At 40.2% G+C, this 17,158-nt stretch carries 13 protein-coding genes and 1 pseudogene; all 14 read left to right on the top strand.

Annotation, left to right across the window (positions count from 1 at the left end; genetic code table 11):
- The first annotated feature begins 11 nt into the window (after positions 1 to 11).
- The 14 genes and pseudogenes from EGI31_RS03335 to EGI31_RS03270 all read left to right on the top strand — a co-directional run bounded on the left by EGI31_RS03335 (position 12) and on the right by EGI31_RS03270 (position 17,120).
- Positions 12 to 632, top strand: coding sequence for a pyridoxamine 5'-phosphate oxidase family protein (locus EGI31_RS03335; RefSeq protein ID WP_255035732.1), 621 nt, complete (start codon positions 12 to 14; stop codon positions 630 to 632).
- Between the two features lie 26 nt (positions 633 to 658).
- Positions 659 to 2,212: a glycoside hydrolase family 43 protein gene (locus EGI31_RS03330; RefSeq protein WP_255035731.1), complete on the top strand. Its 1,554-nt coding sequence runs from the start codon at positions 659 to 661 to the stop codon at positions 2,210 to 2,212.
- A gap of 6 nt (positions 2,213 to 2,218) precedes the next feature.
- Complete coding sequence (locus tag EGI31_RS03325; protein WP_255035729.1) at positions 2,219 to 3,055, top strand: sialate O-acetylesterase; 837 nt, start codon at positions 2,219 to 2,221, stop codon at positions 3,053 to 3,055.
- A 59-nt stretch (positions 3,056 to 3,114) separates the two neighbouring features.
- A pseudogene (locus tag EGI31_RS03320) lies at positions 3,115 to 3,992 on the top strand (alpha/beta hydrolase).
- An 11-nt stretch (positions 3,993 to 4,003) separates the two neighbouring features.
- Positions 4,004 to 5,566 (top strand): carboxylesterase/lipase family protein, encoded by a 1,563-nt coding sequence (locus tag EGI31_RS03315; protein WP_255035728.1) that lies wholly within the window; start codon positions 4,004 to 4,006, stop codon positions 5,564 to 5,566.
- Between the two features lie 21 nt (positions 5,567 to 5,587).
- Positions 5,588 to 6,706 (top strand): esterase, encoded by a 1,119-nt coding sequence (locus EGI31_RS03310; protein WP_255035727.1) that lies wholly within the window; start codon positions 5,588 to 5,590, stop codon positions 6,704 to 6,706.
- Positions 6,707 to 6,725: 19 nt separating this feature from the next.
- Positions 6,726 to 7,889 (top strand): esterase, encoded by a 1,164-nt coding sequence (locus EGI31_RS03305; RefSeq protein WP_255035726.1) that lies wholly within the window; start codon positions 6,726 to 6,728, stop codon positions 7,887 to 7,889.
- A gap of 6 nt (positions 7,890 to 7,895) precedes the next feature.
- Positions 7,896 to 8,972 (top strand): alpha/beta hydrolase, encoded by a 1,077-nt coding sequence (locus EGI31_RS03300; protein WP_255035725.1) that lies wholly within the window; start codon positions 7,896 to 7,898, stop codon positions 8,970 to 8,972.
- Between the two features lie 18 nt (positions 8,973 to 8,990).
- Positions 8,991 to 10,106 carry an alpha/beta hydrolase-fold protein gene (locus EGI31_RS03295; RefSeq protein ID WP_255035724.1) on the top strand — a complete coding sequence of 372 codons (1,116 nt, stop codon included), beginning with the start codon at positions 8,991 to 8,993 and terminating at the stop codon, positions 10,104 to 10,106.
- 134 nt (positions 10,107 to 10,240) lie between these two features.
- Positions 10,241 to 11,500: a family 8 glycosyl hydrolase gene (locus EGI31_RS03290; protein WP_255035723.1), complete on the top strand. Its 1,260-nt coding sequence runs from the start codon at positions 10,241 to 10,243 to the stop codon at positions 11,498 to 11,500.
- Positions 11,501 to 11,531: 31 nt separating this feature from the next.
- Positions 11,532 to 13,457, top strand: a complete 1,926-nt coding sequence (locus EGI31_RS03285; RefSeq protein ID WP_255035722.1) for an alpha/beta hydrolase-fold protein — start codon at positions 11,532 to 11,534, stop codon at positions 13,455 to 13,457.
- A gap of 19 nt (positions 13,458 to 13,476) precedes the next feature.
- Positions 13,477 to 15,018, top strand: coding sequence for an alpha-N-arabinofuranosidase (locus EGI31_RS03280; RefSeq protein ID WP_255035721.1), 1,542 nt, complete (start codon positions 13,477 to 13,479; stop codon positions 15,016 to 15,018).
- Between the two features lie 51 nt (positions 15,019 to 15,069).
- On the top strand, positions 15,070 to 15,417 hold the full coding sequence (locus EGI31_RS03275) for a hypothetical protein (protein ID WP_255035720.1): 348 nt from the start codon (positions 15,070 to 15,072) through the stop codon (positions 15,415 to 15,417).
- A gap of 65 nt (positions 15,418 to 15,482) precedes the next feature.
- Complete coding sequence (locus tag EGI31_RS03270) at positions 15,483 to 17,120, top strand: ribulokinase (protein WP_255035719.1); 1,638 nt, start codon at positions 15,483 to 15,485, stop codon at positions 17,118 to 17,120.
- The last annotated feature ends 38 nt before the right edge of the window (positions 17,121 to 17,158 follow it).

Raw genomic sequence — 17,158 nt, 5'->3', positions numbered from 1 at the left:
TATTTACTAAAATGAATTTCGAGCATACCATAACATCAGAAGAGCAACTGCGAGCCACTTTAGGTTATCCGTCAGAAATAGTAACTAGAAAAACCATCAATTATATAGATGAACATTGCCGAAGTTTCATCGAAAAATCGCCATTTATTACAATCGCTACTTCGGACTTGGAGGGAAACATGGACGTGTCGCCCAAAGGAGACCCAGCAGGTTTTGTGAAAATATTGGATGAAAAAACATTGGCGATTCCCGACAGACCTGGCAACGCCAAAGCGGATACGCTAAGTAATATCATCAAAAACCCTAATATCGGACTGATATTTTTGATTCCGGGTGTGCGAGAAACTTTGCGAATCAATGGTGAAGCTAAAATAGTGCAAGATAAATGGGTCTTGGAGCAACTAACTGTGGATGGTAAAACGCCATCTTTCGCCATAATTGTAAGCGTAAAAGAAGCTTTTATGCACTGTGCCAAATGTATCATTCGGTCGAAGTTGTGGCAAGTTGATGTGGCAAAACAAGCAAGTGTGCCTTCTTTGGCCAAAGTTTTGGTTGAGCATGGAAAACTCGAAATTTCGGTAGATGAACTGGACGGTATGATAAAAAATGATGAACAAACAAATCTGTATTGATTTGTGGTAAGCATTACGCTTTAAAAATGAGAAAAATCTTAAATATTTATTTTTTGCTATTGGCAGGTCAGATTGGGTTTGGGCAAGCTCATAACCCAATCGTCCATGCCGATGTGCCAGATTTATCGATGATTCGTGTGGGTGATACGTATTACATGAGTAGCACCACGATGCACATGAGTCCTGGTTTGCCAATTATGAGTTCAAAAGACTTAGTAAACTGGAAACTCGAAAGCTATTGTTATGATAGATTAGTTGAAAACGATGCCATGAATCTAACGAATGGCCAAAATACCTACGGTCGAGGTTCTTGGGCGAGTTGTATTCGCTACCACAATGGCGAATTTATGGTCAGCACTTTTGCGGCCACATCGGGCAAAACGCATATTTATACCTCAAAAAATATCAAAGGGCCTTGGAAAGAAAAATCCTTTGCCCCTGCTTACCACGACCACAGCATTTTCTTTGATGACGATGGTAAAACTTACCTCATTTACGGTGCAGGAAAACTCAAAATTATAGAATTAAAGTCTGATTTGAGTGGAAAAATGGAAGGTACAGAAGAAAAAACCTTGATAGAAAACGCTTCTGCCGCTGCCAATGCCCCAATTATGTTGCAGGCAGAAGGCTCGCAGCTTTTCAAGCACAATGGCAAATATTACCTTTTCAATATCGTTTGGCCACGTGGCGGAATGCGAACGGTGCTTATTCACCGTGCCGACAAAATCTCTGGACCTTGGGAAGGGAAAATTGGTTTTCAAGATTTGGGCGTAGCTCAAGGTGGCTTGATTGACACGCCAGATGGACGTTGGTTTTCTTATCTTTTCCGAGACAATGGCGGTGTGGGTCGTATTCCTTATTTAGTGCCTGTCGAATGGAAAGATGGTTGGCCAGTTTTGGGTGAAAATGGTAAAGTACCTATGAGCCTAAACTTACCAGCTAATAAAAGTCTGATTCCAAATATTGTGAATTCTGATGAATTTACTCGAAAAAAAGGTGAGCCTACGCTACCATTAGTTTGGCAATGGAATCATAATCCTGACAATTCGCTTTGGTCGCTTACCGAACGAAAAGGTTTTCTTCGCCTAAAAACTGGCAGAATTGACACTTCTTTTGTTTCGGCAAGAAATACGCTTACGCAACGTACCATTGGACCCGAAAGTACAGGTTCGATTGCTCTTGATGCTTCAAAAATGAAAGATGGTGATATTGCTGGATTGGGTTTACTCCAAAAAAATTATGGATTTGTAGGTTTGAAAAACGAAAACGGCACAAAATCTATCATCATGGTAAGTACCAAAGGTGGCAAAGCTGTTGAAATTGAGAAAGTGTCAGTTTCACGAAACACCGTTTACTTCAAAGCTGAATGTAATTTCAAAGACCGAGCCGATATGGCGAATTTCTTTTACAGCTTAGATGGAAAATCTTGGGTAAAAATTGGTGAACCACTAAAAATGCCTTATACGCTACCGCATTTTATGGGTTACCGATTCAGTTTATTCAATTTTGCCACCAAAGAAATAGGCGGTATTGCCGATTTTGATTATTTCAGAATCGAAGATAAAATTTCAGAAAAATAAAGAACAATGAAAAAGCTATTACTTTCTATTAGTTTACTGCTGTTGATGGGCAAAGTTTTCGCACAAGACCCTAATTTCCATATCTATCTCTGCATTGGTCAGTCAAATATGGAGGGTGCGGCACGCATTGAAGCACAAGATACCGTCAATATCGACAGTCGTTTTAAAGTCTTGGAAGCCTTAGATTGTGCTAAACTCAACCGCCAAAAGGGGCAATGGTACACCGCAAAACCACCTCTCTGCCGTTGTGATACTCGTCTTTCGCCAGCTGACTATTTTGGTAGAACAATGATTCAGAATATGCCTCAAAACCAAACACTCGGCTTGGTTCATGTAGCGGTGGCAGGAAGTAAAATCGAGATTTTTGATAAAGTAAAATATAAAGCTTACTTGGACTCCTCTGCCAAAGAGAGACCATGGATGATACGAATGGCCGATGCCTACGGTGGAAATCCCTACGAAAGGTTGATAGAAATGGCCAAAATCGCTCAAAAATCAGGATTTATCAAAGGCATTTTGCTCCACCAAGGAGAATCAAATACGGGTGACAAAACTTGGCCAGCCCAAGTTAAAAAGATTTATGATGATATTTTAACCGATTTAAACATAGCCCCAAATTCTATTCCTTTGTTGTCAGGTGAATTGGTATCAGCAGAACAAGGGGGCAAATGTGCGAGCCACAATCCAATCATCGCCACGCTTCCACAAACAATTCCTAAAGCGGTGGTGGTTTCATCAACTGGTCTTACTGCTGCCAAAGATGGTTTGCATTTCGACTCAGCAGGTGTTCGTGAATTTGGCAAACGCTACGCTGAAGCTTTAATGCAATATTCAAAAAAATAAAAAAATGCCATTGTCTGTGTCCGCACAGACAATAACCGATATTTTAATTCAACCTTACAATGAAAAATAAATTCCTCTTAATAACCGCTCTCTTGTGTGGGTTTTCCGCTTTTTCGCAGGAAATTATAAAACTCTATCCTGCACAAGTTGCCAACGCCAAGCCTACTGAAAAAGCGGAGACATTTGACCGTGGCATGTACCGCAATGTAACTGTGCCAACACTCGAATATATTAAGCCCGAAAAACCGAATGGAACGGCAGTAATCGTAATTGCGGGCGGTGGCTATGGTGTAATCGTTTATAATGGAGAAGGTCTCGGAACAGCCAAAAGCCTTGTAGAAAAAGGGATTTCCGCATTTGTATTGAAATATCGTTTGCCAAGCGATGAAATCATGGAGGACAAGAAAATCGGGCCTTACAAGATGCACAACAAGCCATCAAATACTTGCGTGAAAATGCCGAAAAATATGGTATAGACAAAAATAAAATTGGCATAATGGGCTTTAGTGCGGGCGGGCATTTGGCAAGTACAGCCGCTACACATTTCGAGAAATCTTACATCGAAAACCCTCAGAATACCAATCTTCGACCTGATTTCCAGATTCTCGTTTACCCAGTAATCACAATGCAAGATGCCCTCACGCATGGCGGTTCTCGTGATGCCTTGATTGGTAAAACGCCTTCTCAAGAAGACAAAGATTTGTTTTCTAATGAATTACAGGTAAAAGCTAATACGCCAATCACTTGGCTTACTCACGCTGCCGATGATAAAGTGGTGGATGTTGATAATAGCATTCAATATTTTGAAAAACTTCGTAAAAACAAAGTTGAGGTAGAAATGCACGTTTACCCAAAAGGCGACCACGGATTTATCTTCCGTTACAAGGGGTGGACAGACCCACTTTTCGATTGGATGAAACGAAATAATTTATTGTAAATCAGATGATTATGAAAAATGCTATAACTAACAAATTAATTGCATTTCTATTCGTACCATTGCTCAATTTTGCTCAAATCAGTGGCCCAATAAAGGTAAAAGAAGGATTGATTCAAGGCACAGTCGAAAATGGATTGGCTGTTTTCAAAGGTATTCCTTTTGCCGCTCCACCAGTTGGTGAATTACGTTGGAAAGCCCCACAATCTGCACAAAGTTGGTCGGGAGTGAAAGAAACCACCAAGTTTGCACCTGTTCCGTTTCAAGGTGGGAATCCGCCTTCGGGTAAAAGTGAAGATTGCCTGTACTTAAACGTTTGGTCGCCAGCCAAAACGGCCAACGAAAATCTACCTGTATTGGTATGGATTTATGGCGGTGGTTTTGCCTTTGGTTCTACCGCAGAGCCTGTTTCTAATGGTGAAAAATTAGCCAAAAAGGGCGTAATTTTGGTAAGCATTGCCTACCGAGTTGGTCAGTTGGGCTTTTTGGCTCACCCCGAACTCAGTGCCGAAACTGCACAGAAAACATCAGGAAATTATGGACTTCTGGACATGATTGCTGGTTTGAAATGGATAAAAGAAAACATCAAACAGTTTGGCGGAAATCCTGATAAGGTTACCATTTTTGGTGAATCAGCAGGAGGAATTGCCGTAAGTATGCTTTGTGCTTCACCTTTGGCAAAAGGACTTTTTCATGGAGCTATTTCGCAAAGTGGCGGTTCGTTTGGACCAAACAGAACTACTACGTACCCAGGCGAAAACATGAAGTTATTATCTTTGGCCGAAATCCAAGGAGTAGAATTCATGCAAAAAACAGGTGCAAAATCTCTCGCTGAAATGAGAGCAATTCCAGCCGAAAAACTCCCAGGCGGATTTGGGCAGCCAGGCGGCTGGCCGATTGTGGATGGTTATGTAGTTCCTGACGACCAACACGTTTTATACGAAAAAGGCAAATACAACCATACTCCTGTCTTAATAGGTTATAATTCAGATGAAGGAGCGAGTTTTCAGCCTCCAAAAACACCCAAAGATTATATCGAAAGTACCCAAAAACGCTATGGGAAATTTGCAGAAAGTTTGATAAAGGCCTATCCTGTAGGCGAGAATAATGTACCAAAAACTGCTCGTGACCTCGCTCGTGATGCGGCTTTTGGCTGGCAAACTTGGGCTTGGGCTAACCTGCAAGCTAAAACATCGAAAGAAAAAGTATTTTACTATTATCTCGACCAACACCCAGAGCATCCAGTTGGTTTTCCAAAATATGGCTACGGCTCACCTCATGGGCAAGATGTAGCTTTTGTGTTTGGAAATTTGAATCCTGCTGACCAAAATCGTACTCCAACCGACGAAGCCGTTTCTGAAACTATCATGACCTATTGGACAAATTTTGCAAAATACGGTCATCCCAATGGCGGTTCTGTACCTAAATGGGAGGCGTTTTCACCTAAAAATCCTAAGGTGATGTATTTCAACCAAAAAGCCTACATGGGGCCAGTTCCAAGTGAAGACGCCATGAAAGTTTTGGATAAATATTTTGAATGGCGAAGAACGCCCGAAGGTAAAGAATGGGCTAAGTAATTAATAATCAATCCTTAAATTATGAAAACAAAATCACTTTTACTTTTTTCTGGGTTAATCCTAAGTGCTACCCTGAATTTCGCCCAGCCTACACCACGCCCAAACGTGGTGTCTCCCGAAGTACATGCCGATAACAGCGTTACTTTCCGATTTTATGCCCCAAAAGCCACGGAAGTAAAACTGAGTGCTCAGTTTGAAAAAGCCGCTTTGGCCATGAGCAAAGATGAAAAAGGAGTTTGGTCGGTGAAAACTTCGCCTATCAAGCCAGATATGTATCCTTATTCGTTCAATGTTGATGGCGTTTCGGTGGCTGACCCAAACAATACCGCTATTTTTCCGAATGAAGGTTTTCAAAATAGTGTAGTCGAAATTACAGGAAGTACTCCATTAGTGCATACTTTACAAAATGTTCCTCATGGTACGGTTTCTTATCGCTATTATCAATCGCCCGAACTCGGTACTCGTCCTGTGGTAATTTACACCCCAGCTGGCTATGAAAATAATCCAAATGTCAAATATCCAGTGCTTTATTTGCTTCATGGCACCACCGACACCGAAGAAACTTGGACAAAAGTAGGCCGTGCGAATATCATTCTCGATAACCTCATTGCCCAAGGAAAAGCCAAACCCATGATTATTGTAATGCCCTACGGAAGAGCCTATCCAGTTATTTCTAAATCGTCGGGAAGCCTCAGAAATTGGGATAATCTGCAAGAATTCAAGAAAGACTTTTTCGGAAATCTGATGCCTTTCGTAGAGAAAAATTACCGAACTATCAACAACAAAGATAACCGAGCAATCGCAGGTTTTTCAGGTGGTGGTGGCACTACCATGTATTTTGGATTTAACAATACTGACCAATTTGCTTACGTGTGCGGATTTGCCCCTGGAATGCTCAAAAATGAATTCGACCGTAACAATGAGGCGGCTTTCAAAGACCCAGCAAAAACCGATAAAAATCTCAAACTTCTTTGGATTGGTGTTGGCAAAGAAGACCCGCTTTATACTGTCAATCAAGAATTTATGAAAGTTCTTGATGAGAAGAAAATCAAGTATGAAAGCCTTTTTACCGAAGGTGGACACACATGGATGAATGTAAAACACTATCTGAGTGTAATCGCCCCCAAACTTTTTAAATAATAAACCTTTCTCTATAATTATGAAAACAAACAAAAGTCTATTCCTTTTGGCTCTAATTGCTTTTTTGGGCTTTAGCAATTTTGCACAGGGACAACCACCTCGTGGCCCAATTGTGGTTTCTCCGAAAGTAAATCCTGATAAGACAGTAACTTTCTCATTTTTAGCACCGACTGCCACCACTATTTTGCTTGATGGCAACCAATTTGGTTCGGCAAATGTACCAATGACCAAAGGCGAAAATGGTGTTTGGTCAATAACAGTTGGCCCTGTTAAGCCTGATATTTATCCGTATGGATTTAAAGTAGATGGAGTTACCGTAAACGACCCAGCTAATACGTATTTATTCCCAAATGAGCGTTTCAAGGGTAGTTTGGTAGAAATCCCATCGGATTCTCCTGCAATTTATGCACTTCAAAATGTACCTCATGGCTCAATCACATACGAATATTATCCATCAGTTGAAGGCTCAACGGGTACTGTTGTAGTTTACACGCCAGCAGGTTATAGCAAAGAAACGGCAAAAAAATATCCAGTTTATTACCTAATCAGTGGTACAACAGATACTGAGGAAACTTTTTGGAAAGTAGGAAAAGTTCACTTAATGCTCGATAATATGATTGCCCATGGTAAAGCAAAACCAATGATTGTGGTGATGCCTTACGGAAATCCGATGGCACGCATTGCCGAACAAACTGGTAAAGATAAACCATCTGATGTGATGAGCCGTGATGGTGAAGATGCCCTCAAACGCATGAAATTGTTTGAAACAGACCTTATTACGAACATTATTCCTTACGTCGAGAAAAATTATCGAGTAATTGCCAACCGTGATAACCGTGCTATTGGTGGTTTCTCTCGTGGTGGCGGTCAAACGCTCCGTGCTGCCTTTAACAATGTCGATAAATTTGCTTACGTATGTAGTTATGCGTCATACATTTCGCCTGCTGAAATGGACAAAAGTTTTACGAACATCACGGCAAATCCTGCTAAAACCAACAAAGATTTTAAACTTCTATGGTCAGGCATTGGTACGGAAGATTTCTTATACAAAGGCACAACTGAATGGGAAGCATATTTGAAAGATAAGAAAATAAATGTGAAAACCTACGCCATTCCAGGTGGACATACTTGGATGAATGTGAAGCAATACCTCAATGAAACTTTGCCAATTTTGTTTAAATAAAACCAAATGAAAAGCTCAAAATTACTCGTTTTAATTCTTCTTCTTTTGGGAGGATTTGCGAAGGCACAGCGACCACCTATCATTGTTTCGCCTCAAGTACATGCCGATAAGAGTGTTACGTTTAGGTATTTCTCTAAAACGGCCAAAGAAGTGAAACTTTCAGGGGAATTTCTGAAAGACCCTGTTTCATTGAGCAAAGACACTTCGGGTGTTTGGAGCATCACCGTACCTTCGATTACGCCAGATATTTATCCCTACAATTTTGTAGTGGATGGTACTGGAGTTTCTGACCCAAACAACACCTATGTATTTGCAAATGAGCGTTTTAAGCGTAGTATTGTAAATATTCCGGGAGATAAACCATTGGTTCATTCTTTACAGAATGTGCCACACGGAAAGATTACGTATCAGCTTTATAATTCAAAATCGTTGAATACAACTCGTCAAGTATTGGTTTATACGCCACCGAATTTTGATGCAAGTGGCAAAACCAAGTATCCTGTTTTGTATTTGATTCATGGCGGTTCAGACACCGAAGAAACATGGACGAAAGTTGGAAATGCAAATTTTATCGCTGATAACCTCATTGCTCAAGGTAAAGCTAAACCAATGATTATCGTGATGCCTTACGGAAATGTTCGCCCTGCACCGATGCCCGATTTTACAAAAGATGTTGTCAATGATGTCATTCCATTTATTGAAGAAAATTATCCTGTAAAAGCTGGCTCAGAAAATCGTGCCGTAGCGGGATTCTCGGTGGGCGGTGGTCAAACGCTCCATATCGGCTTTACAAATACCGATAAATTTGGCTATATCTGCTCGTATGCACCTTTTACAGCAACCGAAGAATTCAAGAAAAACTTCGATAACTGGACTCCAAATGCAGATTTGATAAACAAACAAGTCAAATTATTTACTATCAGTGTAGGTACAGACGATTTTCTTTATGAAAGCGTGAAGAAAAATATTGCCATGTTTGAAGAAAAGAAAATCAAAATTAAACCGCTCATCGTTTCGGGTGGACACACTTGGATGAACTGTAAGTTGTTTTTAGCCAATTCTTTACAAGAAATTTTTAAATAATATTCAACTCATAAAAAAATGAAAAACTTTCTCAAAATTAGCCTTCTCGCTACTTCAATCGTGGGTAGCATCAACTTTGCACAGGCACAACAGCCTGCCATTGTCGAAGATTTCAAACCTTCGGTACTTAACCAACCGCAACAAGAATACCCGCAGGTAAACTCGCAGGGTTATGCACGCTTCAAAATCGTTGCTCCTACTGCCGATAGCGTAAGAGTGAGTTTAGGTTTGGGTGGCCGTGGCGGTACAAAGCTCGCCAAAGCAGAAGATGGCACTTGGATGGGAACTACTGATGGCCCTATGGACGAAGGGTTTCACTATTATAATGTTAAAATAGATGGCGGAAAATTCAATGACCCAGGTACATTAAACTATTACGGCTCGGTTCGTTGGGAAAGTGGCATCGAAATTCCTGCCAAAGACCAAGATTTTTATGCTCTCAAGAATGTTCCTCACGGTAATGTTCAGCAAATCTTATTCCCTTCTCCAAGCACCAATACTTCTCGCCGAGCGTTTGTTTACACGCCTCCAGGCTATGAAAAAGGTAAAGACAAATATCCAGTTTTATACTTACAACACGGTTGGGGCGAAGACGAAACCGCTTGGATGAATCAAGGCAGAGCCAATTTGATAATGGATAATTTGATTGCCGATGGAAAAATCAAGCCATTCATCATTGTGTGTACGTATGGTATGACTAACGAAATAAAAATGGGCGGAATGCGTAATTTTAAGATTGATGGTTTTCAAACTGTTTTGGTGGATGAATTGATTCCTTATGTTGATGCCAATTTCAGAACAATCGCTAAAAAAGAAAAACGTGCAATGGCAGGCCTTTCGATGGGTGGAATGGAAACAAAAACTATCACTTTAAACAAACCAGAAGTATTTGATTATTATGGTCTTTTGAGTGGCGGAACTTACGCTTCAACCGATTTCAAAGATAAACCAAAACCAAAATACATCTTTTTAAGCTGTGGCAGCAAAGAGCGTCCAGATGGAATCCGCAAGGCAGCCGAAGAACTAAAAGGTGCTGGTTTTAACGTTGATGGATATATTTCGGAAGGCACAGCCCACGAATTCCAAACTTGGAGACGCAGTTTATTACAGATGGCTCCAAAGCTTTTTAATTGATAACCAAAATAAAGTATAGCTTTATTTTTAGAAATGGGATGCTGAAATCAACGAAAAATCTGCGGGCATCAGCGTTGCTTTCATCAGCGTTATCAGCGTTCCATTTTTAGAATATTTTAAATTACCAAAGATTGATGAAACAAGAAAAAACTAAATATTACAATCAATATAAAAGGCTCGTCGGTCTTTTAGGTTTATTGCTCTTTTGTTCGTTTACCATAAATGCACAAAAACCTAAGTACAGAAATGTATTTAAGGAAATGGGTTATAGCCAAAAAGATATAGACGCCAAACTTCAAAAAGCATATTATGATGTTTTTGAAGGCCCAAACAAAGTTTATTTTGAAGAAGAAGACTCTTTGGCTTATGTTTCGGATGTAAAAAACAAAGATGCACGTTCCGAAGGAATGTCGTACGGCATGATGGTGGCCGTTCAACTAAATAAAAAAGAAGTTTTTGATAAAATTTGGCGATGGGCAGTTAAATATTCTCAGCACCAAAGCGGGCCAAGAGAGGCGTATTTTGCGTGGAGTATTAATCCTATAACAAAAAAGAAAAACTCGCAAGGTTCGGCTTCTGATGGTGAACTCTATTTTGTAACTAGCCTTTTGTTTGCCTCTAACCGTTGGGGCAACGATACGGGCATCAATTATTACAAAGAAGCCCGCCGTATTTTAGACAATATGTGGAAAAAAGACGGTACAGGAAATATCTACAATGTCATCAATACCGATGCCAAACAGATAAGTTTCGTGCCAGAAGGTGCCAATTATAAATGGACTGACCCATCTTATCACTTGCCAGCATTTTATGAAATTTGGGCAAAATATGCAAAAGATGGTCACGAAGATTTTTACAAAGCCTGTGCCGATACTTCAAGAGTATTTTTACACCGAGCTTGCCATCCAGTAACTGCCTTAAATTCAGATTATACCGAATTTAGTGGAGCTCCACACCCCACTCGTTGGATGCCGCCAGGTTTTAGATATGACTCTTGGCGTGTACCGATGAACATTGCAATGGATTATACTTGGTACGGAAAAGACAAAAAATGGCAATTGGATTATGCCAAAAGATTCCAAAACTTCTTGCGTTCAAAAGGTTTGGATACCTACGACGACCAGTTTAATCTCGACGGCTCAAAACCAGAATTTATTTTGCAAGCTGGTCCAGTTAAAAAACTTCGCCATTCTATCGGTTTGGTTTCTACAGCGGCCACAACAGCCCTTATAAATAACAAAAAAGACAGCAAAGATTTCGTTGATGCCATCTGGAATGCCAAACTTGAACCTTACGAAGATGGTTATTTCGACCCTTACTTCGATGGGTTAATGTATTTATTCAGTTTGATGCACCTCAGTGGAAATTACAAAATCATTGAACCCGCCAAATAACCTCAGTCTTTCACCTTTTTAACCTCTAAATATGAAAAAACTACTTTCAATAATTGCTATTCTGTTTTTGTGTCAAAGCATAAGTTTCGCACAAAATATGGAAAAAGAAATGCCAAAAGGCTACGAAAATGCCAAAAATGGTATTGCCGAAGGAAAAATTGACACCGTGCTTTACGAATCAAAAACTGTAGGAAGCACCCGTAAAACTTTGGTTTACACGCCGCCAAACTACGATAAAAAGAAAAAATATCCCGTATTTTATCTTCTTCACGGCATCGGTGGCGACCACCTCGAATGGTTTAAAGGAGCAAATACACAAAATATTTTGGATAATCTTTTTGCCGAAGGGAAAATTCAACCAATGATTGTTGTAATGCCAAATGGTCGTGCCATGAAAGACGACCGTTCAACTGGAAATATCATGGCTCCCGACAAAGTTCAGGCCTTTGCAACTTTTGAAAAAGATTTATTGAATGACCTCATTCCTTACATCGAAAAAAACTATTCAGCACTAACTGACCGTGAAAATCGTGCGATTGCTGGGCTTTCGATGGGGGGAGGACAATCATTGAATTTCGGACTGGGAAATCTCGATAAATTCGCTTGGGTGGGTGGATTTTCTTCAGCTCCAAATACAAAAGTGCCGAAGGAATTAATGCCAAACCCCGAAGAAGCTAAAAAGAAGTTGAAATTGCTCTTTATTTCATGTGGTGATGCCGACGGATTGATAACTTTCAGTAAGCGTACACACGATTACATGTACGAAAACGATGTGCCTCATATCTATTATCTTGAAGCAGGAGGGCATGACTTTAAAGTGTGGAAAAATGGATTGTATATGTTTTCACAGTTTTTGTTTAAACCTACCAATCCAAGCACTTTTACTAAATATTCAGTTTTAGGAACTCCTGCCGCAAGCAATATTCGCAATGCCAAATACCCGCAGATTTTGCCCGATAATCGTGTGATTTTCAAGGTAAAAGCACCTGAAGCACAAAAAGTGCAAATTGATTTAGGCAGAAAATATGACATGGTAAAAGACACCAGTGGTTTCTGGAATGTAACAACCGATTCAATCAGCCGTGGGTTTCATTATTATTCATTATTGATTGATGGCGTAGCTGTTGCCGACCCAGCCAGCGAAACTTTTTATGGTATGGGCAGAATGGCCAGTGGCATCGAAATTCCTTACAAAGAAGGCGGTTTTTATGCTTTGAAAGATGTACCTCACGGCGATGTTCGTGTAAAAAAATACTATTCAAAAGTAACCAACTCTTGGCGTGAAGCATACATTTATACGCCACCAGGCTACGATAATTCTACCGAAAAATATCCTGCGGTTTACTTACTTCACGGTGGTGGAGAAGACCAACGTGGTTGGGCTACTCAAGGCAAAACTGATTTGATTTTAGACAATCTTATTGCCGAAAAGAAAGCAAAACCAATGGTAATAGTGATGATGGATGGTAATTTTCAAGGTGGCGGTGGCCCCGCAGGATTCGGCATGCAGCAACTCAATCAGTTTGAAAATGAGCTAAAAAATGCACTAATTCCATTTGTAGAAGCAAATTATAAAGTTTCTATCGAGGCCAAAAATCGTGCTTTAGCAGGTCTTTCGATGGGTGGTTTGCAAACTTTGCACGCTGGAGTTCGCAATTCCGATATATTCAATTATCTCGGTGTTTTCAGTTCGGGTTGGTGGGCCAATAATACCAAACTTTCAGACCCACAATACGAATTCATGAAAACCAACAAAGATAAAATCAATACCAACATCAAAGAGTTTTGGATTTCGCAAGGTGGTAAAGAAGACATTGCTCACGCCAATTGCCAAATTATGATGAAGAAATTTGATGAAATGGGCATCAAATATAAATACAGCGAATATGCTGGCGGACATACTTGGCCAGTTTGGCGACATGACATATATTTGTTCTCTCAGTTATTGTTTAAGTAAAAACCAATTTCGAAATAAAGTGAAAAAAACAATTTTATCATTGATTGCGGGTTGTATTGCTCTCACTGCAACAGCCCAAACCAAAATCACATTGAACACTGATTTGGCCAAAACCAAAATCAATAAACATATCTACGGTCATTTTGCCGAACACCTCGGTCGTTGTATTTATGGGGGTATGTATGTTGGAGAAGGAAATACTAAAATTCCTAACATAGCTGGCGTTCGCAACGACGTCATTCAAGCATTGAAAGAATTAAAAGTGCCAAATCTTCGTTGGCCAGGTGGATGCTTTGCTGATGCTTACCAATGGAAAGATGGTATTGGCCCAAAAGAAAAACGCCCTAAAATGGTCAATGTTTGGTGGGGTGGCGTAACTGAAGACAATAGCTTTGGCACGCACGATTTTCTCGATCTATGCGAAAGAATTGGTGCAGAGCCTTATTTGGCAGGAAATGTAGGTAGCGGTTCGGTAAAAGATTTGGCCGACTGGGTAAGTTATGTAAATCAACCAACGGGTAGCCCGATGTCTGACCTTCGTATCCAAAATGGTCGTCAGAAACCGTGGAACGTAAAAATTTGGGGCGTTGGCAACGAGGCTTGGGGTTGTGGTGGCAATATGACACCCGAATATTACGCCAATATTTATCGCCAATATGCCACATTCATGAAAGATATTACGCCAGAGTCTAAACTATACAAAGTAGCTTCGGGTGCAAGTAGCGATGATTTCAACTGGACAGAAACCTTGATGAAAAACATTCCGCACAACATGATGTCGGCTTTGGCATTGCATCATTATTCGGTGTTGAGTTGGCGAGAAACCAAGGGACCATCAGTTGGTTTTAACGAAGCAACCTATTTCAAAACTATGGAAGAAGCTTGGAAAATGGAAGATTTTGTAACCAAGCACAGCACCATCATGGATAAATATGACCCAGAGAAAAAAGTTGATTTGATTGTGGACGAATGGGGCGGTTGGTACGAAACCGATGCCGAAGGTAAAGGTGCTTTGTATCAACAAAATACGATGCGTGATGCCATGATTGCGGGTCTTACACTCAACATTTTCAACAATCACGCCGACCGTGTTCGTGGAGCAAACTTAGCACAAATTGTAAACGTTTTGCAAGCTGTTATCTTGACCAACGAAGAAAAAATGTTGCTTACTCCGACATTCCACGTCATGAAAATGTATAATGTGCATCAAGATGCTACGCTTGTACCAATGAGCATCGAGTCGCCAACTTATGAGTTTAATGGCAAAAAACTGACAGCCATAAATTCGTCAGCATCAAAAGATGCTTCGGGAGCTTTGAATATTTCATTGACAAACATTGATTACCGTAAATCACACGAAGTTACAATTAATCTTAGAGGTGAAGATTTCTCTAAAGTTTCGGGGCAAATTTTGGCATCTGCCAACATTAGCGACCACAATACTTTCGAGCAACCAAACAAGGTTTCGATAAAAGATTTTTCGGGTGCAAAATTGGAGAAAGGTGTTTTGAAATTGACAATTCCTGCATATTCTGTTGTAGTTTTGAATTTGAAGAAATGAGGTTTTAGGAATTTGTTTTTTAGAATTAATTATATCCTTCACGTTCATTGAATGAAACTCAAAAAGAAATCTCCCAATAAGCAATTCAATTATAGAAGACTTTTTGCTATAATTGGATTAATAGTTCTTGCAATAACATGTCAGCCAGATTTTTTTGTTTTTAGGCCAGTTTTATTTATCTTAGAACATAAACGTTCAAAAGGTGTGGTTATTAATGAGAAAAATGCTATGAGAAGGGGGTATATTACAGGTATGTACACGTTTTCATATTCATTCGTGGTCGGTGGTAAAACTTATAAAGGTGATACACGTGAAGAAGGGTTAATAATAGGGGACTCCGTAAATGTTATTTATAATCCTATTTTTCCAATTGTAAATAGACGAGAATTTGATTATTAATAAATTCAATCAATAATAAGTTTAGAAAGTAAAGCAGTGGGTTAATAAAAAGGAAGTTAAAAAAAATGAGTATAAAATACATTATCGGCCTAGACTTTGGCACCGACTCCGTAAGGGCACTTTTGGTAGACACCACGGGTAAGGAAATCGCATCGCATGTGCATTACTATGAGCGATGGAAAAAAGGGATGTATTGTGATCCTTCCAATTCGCAGTTTCGTCAACATCCATTGGATTATTTGGAAGGTTTAGAAAATGCCGTAAAAGGTGCTTTGCAAAATCAAAGCGAAGAGGTGATCCGAAACATAGTTGGTATTTCAGTAGACACCACTGGCTCAACTCCAGTGGCTGTAGATTTAAATGGGATGCCTTTGGCATTGTTGCCGGAATTTTCCGAAAATCCAAATGGTATGTTTATTCTCTGGAAGGACCATACCGCCAATACAGAAGCTGAACAATTAAATACTTTGGCTCATGGTTGGAAGGTTGATTACACCAAATATGTAGGTGGAATATATTCATCAGAGTGGTTTTGGGCAAAAATCTTAAGAACCCTTAGAGTTGATCCAAGTATTCGTGAAAAAGCTTTTTCGTGGGTAGAGCATTGCGACTGGATTTCTGCAGTTCTGACAGGCAACACCAATCCTTTGACGCTGAAAAGAAGTCGTTGTGCTGCTGGGCATAAAGCCATGTGGCACCCCGAGTTTGACGGCTTGCCTTCGGAGGAGTTTCTAACCACATTAGATCCACTTTTGGCAGGTTTGAGAGATAGATTGTTTTCAGAGACTTATACTTCTGACCAAGCCATGGGAACTATTTCAAAAGAGTGGGCGGCGAAACTAGGTTTGCCTGAAAACGTAGTTATCGGTGTGGGTGCTTTTGATGCACACATGGGCGGTGTTGGTGCTGAGATAGAACCATACTCACTAGTTCGTGTAATGGGAACCTCAACCTGCGATATGCTAATTGCTCCAAACGAAGAAGTTGGGCATTTATTAATTAAAGGAATATGTGGTCAAGTTGACGGTTCTATTGTACCCGGAATGTTGGGAATGGAAGCTGGTCAGTCTGCTTTTGGTGACGTCTATGCTTGGTTCCAAAAAATGCTTCTCGGACCGGTTTTTGATTTGATAGATAGTCAGGATGAAAAAGATAAATTAGCAGAAAAGCTGATTCCTCAATTATCAGAGAAAGCAGCACAAATAGCACTTACCGAAAATGACCCAATCGCCTTGGATTGGTTTAATGGCCGCCGCACGCCAGATGCTAACCATACTTTGAAGGGAGCTATTTATGGACTTAATTTGGGTTCAGACGCAGCACAGATATTCAAAGCTTTGGTAGAGGCTACTGCCTATGGGTCAAAGGCCATTGTTGATAGATTTATCAATGAAGGGGTGCCAATCAAACAAGTGATTTCTATAGGTGGCGTGGCTAAAAAGTCGGCTTTTGTGATGCAAACATTGGCAAATGTGTTGGACATGCCCATAAAAGTGGCAAGTTCCGATCAGGCATGTGCATTAGGTGCTGCTATGAACGCCGCCACTGCCGCCGGTGTATTTATAAACATAAATGAAGCTCAAAAAGCCATGGGTTCAGGTTTTGATGCTACCTATTTTCCTGAAAAAGAGAAGGTGGAGATTTATAAGAAATTGTATTCGAAATATTGGACTTTTGGGGAGTTTATTGAAGGTAAGGCTTGATTTTAAACACATTTGGAGAAAGTAAACATAGCGGGATA

The sequence above is a fragment of the Lacihabitans soyangensis genome (genome assembly GCF_024343775.1).
GTDB lineage: Bacteria > Bacteroidota > Bacteroidia > Cytophagales > Spirosomataceae > Leadbetterella > Leadbetterella soyangensis.
Note: the sequence above shows the minus strand (reverse complement) of the source record. Positions and strands in the feature narration are given on the sequence as shown.